Source organism: Shewanella sp. MF05913 (assembly GCF_059758095.1).
Genome location: NZ_JCAYNT010000041.1, coordinates 1 through 7,500 on the forward strand (window position 1 = coordinate 1; position 7,500 = coordinate 7,500).

Here is a 7,500-nt window from a genome sequence, read left to right on the forward strand (position 1 = left end):
AAGGTGATAATTGTCATTGGCTTTATTTATTGTTCAGGTTGATTTGTTTGGCGACAATTATCAGATCATAAATAAGGCCTTTTTTCTATCTAAAATATAGGTTTATTGCTAAAGATCCTGTCTATGAGCACTGATTAAAGCAGGGCAGGTTTATTATTATCACCTAGACCAACTCGGCACCCCGATTTGCTTAACGGATGAAAATGCTAAAATAGTCTGGCGTAGTCAGCAAGACGTGTTCGGCCAGGCAATTGAAAGCACATCTATTAAAGGTAGATACATTGAAAATGCAGATGTTGGTCAGCAAGACAAGATAACTAACCCAATCCGTTTTCAAGGCCAATACTTTGATGACGAATCTGGTTTACACTACAACCGCTTTAGGTACTACAGCCCAGAGCAAGCTCGATTTATACATCAAGACCCTATTGGCTTAGTGGGCGGGATAAACCATTACCAATATGCGCCAAATCCTGTGAACTGGGTGGACCCGTTTGGGTTATTGTGTAAAGAAGGTGAGAGAAAATTATCTGCAATGTTGCAAACATTAGTAGGCAATGGTTTTGACCAAGAAACAATAGATAAAGTTTTAGGCATAGCGGTAGATAGTGCATTAGCGGGCGACGCCACTCAATCAACTTTAAAATTACCATCTGAGGGAGGAGTTAACCGTAAAGAGCACCACTATGGATACGAAAGTCTTGGTGACAAAACTGATGAACTTCAAATCACGATGACTAAAGTTTTACCTTCAGGTAAAACCGTTTCACAAGTCATATCGATAGAAGAGTTTGCTCAACAGCATATTGATAACAATGAAAAAGTAGCCAACATCCATTGGGGTAAAATCTTAGAAAAAGAGCATGGTGTTGCAAAGCCAAGCCCTGAAGAAATGGAAAATGCTCATGCACATCATATTGTATTTAAAGAAGGGAGTGGTAAGCAAAAAGAGTGGGTACTTAAAAGTAAAGCGATTCTAGAAAAACATGGAATAGATTGGCTTAAAGGTAAAGAAAACTTAGTATGGGCGCCTAATATTGAAGGGTTACATACAGAAGAAATGGCTAAGATGGTTTATGAAGCTTTAGCTAATGCTGATAAGACAAAACCGCCAAAAACTAAAAAAGCAGTAATTAAAGCCCTAAGAAGTATGGGGAAATTAGCAGCTAATCATACAAGAGGTAAGGTATACCTATGAGTGAAGAGTTAGTACAAACCGCAATGGAATTTGTTATTGAAGATGACGTAAAGTCTTTACAGTCTTTTTTTAAAAAATATCCAGAAATAGTTGAACATGTTTTTTTTGGAGATTGTAACTGGTTACATAAAGCTGCTGATTATGATACGCCTAAGGTAATTGATTACTTAGTAGGTGTTTTTGATATAGAAGGTATAGACCGCTTTGGACGAACCCCACTCAGCACTGCACTAATTAGTGATGAAATAATACCTACAAAAAAACTAATCGAGCTAGGTGCTAATGTAAACCATAGCGGAGATGATTCTCCCTTATCTTGCGCTGTGTATAGTCAAAATAAAGAGTTACTCAAATTACTGATAGAAAATGGCGCAAATAACGAAACTAAAGAAGAGCTTATTCGTTTTGGTCGTGGCCAAGGTTATAAGAATATAGAAGAAGATTTAAACGAGCTTAATTATGTATCAGCCATAACAGAAACGTTTAAGGGTAAGTTAAGCACTCATTATGGCGAACTGACTGATGTGCAACTTAAAGAGTCACCATGTGTTTTGTATTCAAAACAAGCAAAGGGAAAATTTACGGTTTATTCTGACAACATCAGTAAAAATCCCGAAATCCCGTTTGAGATAATGTTTGAAGTTACAAAACAAGGCTTTGATACAGCAGAAGAAGTACTTACTCAATCATACCCTTGGTTATTCGATTGGCTAGAGGTGATAAGCCAAGTCGATATAGACTTAACACAACGGGTTATTATTATTACCCGAGAAGTTGAGTGTACACCATATCAAGGTATTGCTTTACTGACTGAAGAGCAAATTAACTGTAACGATACCCTTGTATACATCTACAGACTTTTCCCGCTATACCAAAAAGAAATCGAGTTTGAAAAGCAATATGGGATAGCAGCATTATTCAAAAAGTTTGACAATGAAGGCGTAAGCCTAGCAATCCTAAAAACGCGTAAGCCGATAATAAAATAAATAATTTAATTATCGAGAGTCTTTTTAATAGGGAGATTTGCTCAACATGTTTGGATTACTAAAAACATACGACGTGCACATGTGCTCAGAAGTAAAAGGACAGGTTTTGGTAAATGGGAAACTTGTTGTTGGCGCTAAAGTGACACGGCAACTAAATTATATCCATAAGTTTGTTGAAAATGATGAAACTCGAACAGACGAAAATGGAGAATTCTCTATGCCCGAAGTTAATTTAAGTTCAAAAAAACCGGGAGACATGTTTGTTCATAATTTTACTGAGCAGCAAATTGAACTGTTTCATGACGGTAAATCGTACCTCCTTTGGCGTTCTAGTGTTATCGGTATCGAAGAGTCTCCCGAAGTAAAAGAAAAATTAGCAACATTGAATGCTGATTTAACCTCTAAGGAGGTTGATTTTACTTTTCCGAACAAACGTAATCGTAATTTAGAGTTTGATGGATCGAGTATTTGTCGTTGGGAAACTGATTTTGATGTTTATGAATTAAACGATGACGAAGAAGATTTTTTTAATTTTTAAATTTTTAATTGACATGTACAAGAATAATCAAAGGAATGGAAAGTGATAATCGATTTATGTTTTAGAGGTGATTATCATGGGAGCTCACGTCGATTTTTACAGAAGCATATAGCATCAAATGATCTTGTTGAGTTTACAAAAGAAATAATGAAAGAAGCTAATTGGGGAGCGGTTCCTTCTTCCAGACGACAAGCTCGTATAAAATTCATTCAATCATAGGTTATTTAGATGAAGATAGCATTTTCTATTTTAATTGTTTTGTTAATTATTCTTTTTTCTAATGCTCAAGCTGAGCAAGACGAAACATATGTTAGTTTTGATGCATGGGAAATTGGAGTTAATAGAGTTAATAATAAAGTATTTCGATGGATTTTATTTCACCCTGACAGTGATTTTCCTTGTTTACGAATTGAAAACCTAGAGTCAGGCGCACACAAATTAATAAATAGGCGCGACATTTGTTCTATTTATGATAAAGAACTGCAAATAACTCATAATTTCAAACAGCTTAGTTTTTTAGATATCCATAATCTGAAAGTATCTGATGCTAGATTATTGTTCGATGCAGAATTATCTTTATTAAGTGATTCTGTTGTTTTTATGCATTGTGTCGTGAATATTTTAGACGATGTTTTTTCTGATCCAGATTGTAATAGAGTTATCAACAAAGACTAATTTGAGTTTTACGAATAACATGGCCTTACATGCCTGGGGCTGATCATACTCGATCGCTTTTCATACATCCTTTTTAAAAACAAAGAGATAAAAATAGCTTGATTGATCTCGCCCGAATAACATGGTCATCCATTATTACTGGCTGAATATCAACCAATAAACTTCGCTTTATTTACAGGGCAAGATTGTGAACGTTTTTCATACAGAATAAGTATGTTTTTGGAACTATATTTCTCAATACGTTATCACTTCATGAATATTGGAAGTGGTTCAGTATTGAAATTATTCATAGTGCTCAAAATACACACACTCATGCGGTTGCCCCGTGAGTCCCCCCTACGATGTTAATGGAAATGGCCCAAATTTATCAAGTGTTAAAAAAGGTAAGAAAGATGTTTGAAAAACTTGAAATTATAATGTCTCAAGCTGCAAGTAAAAAGAATTTTATTCAAAGAGGAATAGTGGGTAATGAGGAGATAACAAAGTTAGAAACTATGCAAAATATTACTCTACCCAATGATTATAAATACTTTCTTTCAAGGTATGGATACTGCTTTTGGTTCGGTGAAGTAATTTGTGGTTTAGTTGGAGAAAATAAAAGGTATGAAAAGTTATGCAGTATTGTAAGGAAAAATACTTACTACCATGATCTTTATAACAATGATCCCAAATACCAGTCTTTAGCGAGTGATGGAATCGTTATAGGTACTTATGATGGTGGCGGTTACTACTTTTTATTCGCTCAAGAATCTGAGCGTGCTGGTGAAGTTGGACTATTTCTAACTGAAACTTACGGACAAGAAGTGTCTAAATTTAAGAGTTTTACAGATTACTTATCTTTTCTTGTCACTGGCACTCCTGATCCTGAACCTGTTGATGTGGATTACGATAAAATAATGGACATAATTGAAGATTAATTATCGCTTAATACCATTCAGATGCGTAACCTTCTATGGTAAAAGGCTCTAATGTTTACATGAGCAAACCTATGTGGCTCGAATGACAAATTAGTTGCGCTTAACGACAGTGATATTCGTTTTGTTGAGCTCAAGCGTGATGCGATGGGGCGAATTTGTCAGCAAAGTAGTCATGTAAAACTTGAGCCCAGTGCCACATCTGCATTACTCAATACCCAGAACTTTTATCAATATAATCAGATAGGGCAAATTACCCGCGCCCATAATCAACATCGAACAGCAGAATAACATGGCCATCCATGATTGTTGGCTAAATATGAATAACATGGCCATCCATGATTGTTGGCTAAATATCAAACAATAACCTACGCTTTATTTACCCTTCCTAAATGGTATTTGAAGATGGCCAGACCAAGACAAACAATTGTTAGTTTAGATGACACACCTTATTACCACTGCTGTTCACGAGTGGTACGTAAGGCATTTTTATGTGGAATTGATAATTCAACGGGTGAGAACTTTGAGCATAGGCGTGAGTGGGTTGACTCACGTATTCTTGAGCTTGCCACCATCTTTGCCATAGATATCTGTGCTTACGCCGTGATGAGCAATCATTTGCATGTAGTTGTTAAAGTGGATGCAGATAAAGCAAAACACTGGTCAGATAAAGACGTGCTTATGCAATGGCACAAAGGCTTTAAAGGCACATTACTGACACAGAAGTTTGTTAAAGGTGAAGACCTAAATGAATTTGAACTTAACATCGTGAATGATTGCATAATCCAGTACAGACAACGGTTAGTTGATATAAGTTGGTTTATGCGCTCCTTAAGTGAACCGATTGCGCGAATGGCCAACAAAGAAGATAAATGTACTGGCAGATTCTGGGAAGGGCGGTTTAAATCGCAAGCATTATTAGATGAAGCGGCTGTGTTAAGTTGCATGGCCTATGTCGATTTGAATCCAATTCGCGCCAAGATGGCGACAACTCCAGAAACCTCAGACTACACCAGTATTCAACGTCGAATTAACTCCGCCATAAATGGTGAGCAACCCAAAGAATTATTGCCTTTTGTCGGCAATGAGCGGCTAGATATGCCAAATGGGCTGATGTTCAATGTAAAAGACTACATCGTACTGATAGAAGATACGGGTCGTATTATTCGAGAGGACAAACGTGGATCGATAAGCTCAAGTAGCCAAGATATTCTAAATAGACTCAATATTCCAGCAGAGAACTGGTTAAAAATCACTAGCGAATTTGGGATATTATTCAAAGGTGCTGTAGGGGCGCTACCGGCATTAACAGAATACTGCGAACATCTAGAGCGAAAGCGACGACAAGGCGTATCAAACTGCCAACGCTGGCTGTGCGCTTAAGCGTTAACGTCAAAAACACAAATTACCACAACCTCATTTACAGCTTGATTAATATCAAGTCACTAGCGCTGCTTTAAATTTACGGCAGTGTCATCTTTTTGCGCCACACATTCAGTTTATTGATAATTTAGTTCATTTTTATATTTGAATAGTACTAAGGGCTATCACAATCAAAGTGAAAAGGCGTTATGTTTATTCATCATTAAAATGGGTGGCATGCAGGCAGCATGACCAGCTGATTGGCGAATGCACTTTAGGTGAATACACCTGGTACATTTATCAGCCTGATACTTTTACTCCAGTCGCACTAATTAAAGCTGGGCAGGTTTATTATTATCACCTAGACCAACTCGGCACCCCGATTTGCTTAACGGATGAAAATGCTAAAATAGTCTGGCGCAGTCAGCAAGATGTGTTCGGCCAGACAATTGAAAGCACATCTGTTAAACATAGAGACATTGAAAATGCTGATCTGCAAGACAAGATAACTAACCCAATCCGTTTTCAAGGCCAATACTTTGATGACGAATCTGGTTTACACTACAACCGCTTTAGGTACTACTGCCCTCAACAAGCTCGATTTATACATCAAGACCCTATTGGCTTAGTGGGTGGTATAAACCATTATCAATATGCACCTAACCATGTGAACTGGGTTGATCCGTTTGGTTTAAGCTGTAAAGAGGGAATTCCTGTAATCGGCGCTATGGGGAAGATAGTAGAGTATATATCTAGAGAGACCGTGTTGGTCAGATATGAAAGCCCTTTACTTAAAACTCCAATGACACCTCATGAATCACCCTATTTTGATATATCTAAAGCGATGGAGTATAAGTTTAAACCTGATGCATATTATGCATTATTTGCCGCTTCTCAAGCCAATCTTGAAGAGCTTACTAAATTACGTGAAAGCCAAGGTTATTTTGATGAAGGAGTTGAGCTTAAACAAGCCACTGTTGGTGAGTTATTAGCACAAAGTCCTAATGCAAGTGTGCTTTCAGACTTTAGGTTCAATGGCTCAGTATTAGGTAAAGAATCCGGTGGTTATATTGTTGTCACCAATGAAAAACCTAAACCTAAAAGAATAAGTATTGATGATGTGATTGAGTTTCCCCGTTTAAATGATAAAAAAGCGGCAGTGGGTGAGTATAATGCACATCAATTAATGCTTGAAAAGGGCTACAAACCACTAGGCAACACTAATGGTAAATATGAGCCAGGGCAAACGGGTATAGATGGAATTTATGGAAACCCGAATCCCAAACCTGATATTGTGATTACCGAAGCTAAATATGGAAAAGCTCGTTTGGGGAGAACTAGGGACGGTAAACAGATGTGTGATAGCTGGATTACCGAAAAAAGGCTTGAAAAATCCGGGTTAAATGAAGAAGAGAGAGAGCTTATACTTGATGGTTTAGCTGATAATGATGGAACCGTACAAAAATTGTTGGTTCGTAATAAAGAAGATAACAGTTTATTGGTTAAAGCATTGGACAGAAACGCTAGAATCACTGGTAAAGATATTTGACTATAAGAGAGTGAAAATGTTACGAGATTCTTTAAAAACAGTAGATTATTATAATGACAGAGTTGAGTTTAGATCAAAGTCCATTAATAAAAAAGTAAAAAAAATTGAATCATTTGGTACGATTACTGATGATGTTAAAATGAAAAATGCCTTTAGGCTAGTCAGTGACTCTATGTATTTATTACATCAAAAATATTCACGTGGTGATGAACTTTCATCTCTAAAGCCAGATCTACTCAAAGCGTTAGAGTATCGTCAATGGCAAAAAAATTATGCTG

The 7,500-nt window shown here is 36.8% G+C and carries 8 protein-coding genes and 1 pseudogene; all 9 read left to right on the forward strand.

Annotated elements, in window-relative coordinates; all coding sequences use genetic code 11:
* The first annotated feature begins 133 nt into the window (after positions 1-133).
* Positions 134-1,198, forward strand: coding sequence for an RHS repeat-associated core domain-containing protein (locus AC19MV_RS22635; protein ID WP_498310005.1), 1,065 nt, complete (start codon positions 134-136; stop codon positions 1,196-1,198).
* A complete protein-coding gene (locus AC19MV_RS22640) occupies positions 1,195-2,184 on the forward strand; it encodes an ankyrin repeat domain-containing protein (RefSeq protein ID WP_498309998.1) in 990 nt (329 codons plus the stop codon). Before AC19MV_RS22635 ends, AC19MV_RS22640 begins: the two co-directional genes overlap by 4 nt.
* A gap of 46 nt (positions 2,185-2,230) precedes the next feature.
* Entirely contained in the window at positions 2,231-2,722 is a 492-nt protein-coding gene (locus AC19MV_RS22645) for a DUF6795 domain-containing protein (protein WP_498309999.1), read from the forward strand.
* Between the two features lie 42 nt (positions 2,723-2,764).
* Positions 2,765-2,941, forward strand: coding sequence for a DUF8812 domain-containing protein (locus AC19MV_RS22650; protein ID WP_498310000.1), 177 nt, complete (start codon positions 2,765-2,767; stop codon positions 2,939-2,941).
* Between the two features lie 9 nt (positions 2,942-2,950).
* Positions 2,951-3,397 carry a hypothetical protein gene (locus tag AC19MV_RS22655; RefSeq protein ID WP_498310001.1) on the forward strand — a complete coding sequence of 149 codons (447 nt, stop codon included), beginning with the start codon at positions 2,951-2,953 and terminating at the stop codon, positions 3,395-3,397.
* A gap of 392 nt (positions 3,398-3,789) precedes the next feature.
* Positions 3,790-4,314, forward strand: a complete 525-nt coding sequence (locus AC19MV_RS22660; protein WP_498310002.1) for an SMI1/KNR4 family protein — start codon at positions 3,790-3,792, stop codon at positions 4,312-4,314.
* A gap of 402 nt (positions 4,315-4,716) precedes the next feature.
* Positions 4,717-5,694: a transposase gene (locus AC19MV_RS22665; RefSeq protein WP_498310003.1), complete on the forward strand. Its 978-nt coding sequence runs from the start codon at positions 4,717-4,719 to the stop codon at positions 5,692-5,694.
* Positions 5,695-5,956: 262 nt separating this feature from the next.
* Positions 5,957-7,222, forward strand: a pseudogene (locus AC19MV_RS22670) (RHS repeat-associated core domain-containing protein); the annotation flags it as partial.
* A gap of 16 nt (positions 7,223-7,238) precedes the next feature.
* Positions 7,239-7,500 (forward strand): PoNe immunity protein domain-containing protein (locus AC19MV_RS22675; RefSeq protein WP_498310004.1); only part of this gene is annotated, 262 nt, incomplete at its 3' end.

Excerpts from the sequence above, each read along its gene's own strand:
- AC19MV_RS22640 (WP_498309998.1), top strand. The coding sequence starts at position 1,195 with ATGAGTGAAGAGTTAGTACAAACCGCAATGGAATTTGTTATTGAAGAT.
- AC19MV_RS22645 (WP_498309999.1), top strand. The coding sequence starts at position 2,231 with ATGTTTGGATTACTAAAAACATACGACGTGCACATGTGCTCAGAAGTA.
- AC19MV_RS22655 (WP_498310001.1), top strand. The coding sequence starts at position 2,951 with ATGAAGATAGCATTTTCTATTTTAATTGTTTTGTTAATTATTCTTTTT.
- AC19MV_RS22660 (WP_498310002.1), top strand. The coding sequence starts at position 3,790 with ATGTTTGAAAAACTTGAAATTATAATGTCTCAAGCTGCAAGTAAAAAG.
- AC19MV_RS22665 (WP_498310003.1), top strand. The coding sequence starts at position 4,717 with ATGGCCAGACCAAGACAAACAATTGTTAGTTTAGATGACACACCTTAT.